This is a genomic window from Veronia nyctiphanis (genome assembly GCF_004116385.1).
GTDB classification, from domain to species: domain Bacteria; phylum Pseudomonadota; class Gammaproteobacteria; order Enterobacterales; family Vibrionaceae; genus Veronia; species Veronia nyctiphanis.
In genome coordinates, this window is sequence record NZ_PEIB01000115.1 from 1 (window position 1) to 325 (window position 325).

1 protein-coding gene is annotated in these 325 nt (G+C 52.9%); it reads left to right on the forward strand.

From position 1 onward, the window contains the following. Positions 1-325, forward strand: a 325-nt coding sequence (locus CS022_RS25140; RefSeq protein WP_161569756.1) for a hypothetical protein, incomplete at both ends; no start/stop codon positions are given.

The window sequence follows — 325 nt, forward strand, 5'->3', positions numbered from 1 at the left end:
GGGTGGTCACCATCACGGATAATGAATCCTCGCCCACGCTCGAATCACTGACCTTGGTGCAACACGGTAGAGAGGATGCATCGAGTTACCAAGAGGGCCCGGCGTGGACCATCAGTGTCACCAACGCCAGTGATGAAGACGGGAATCTCCACTTTGTCTTTAATGACACGCAATACAACTCAAGCTTTGGTCAGTTCGAGAATGAAATCTTTGTTGAGGACAAAGACGGAAACCTGATTTCACCGCCACAGGGCGAAGCAGGCCCCAACGGCGGTTGGGTTGTCGCTTGGAAATCGCCATTCATGCAAGGTGACGTCACCTTGCC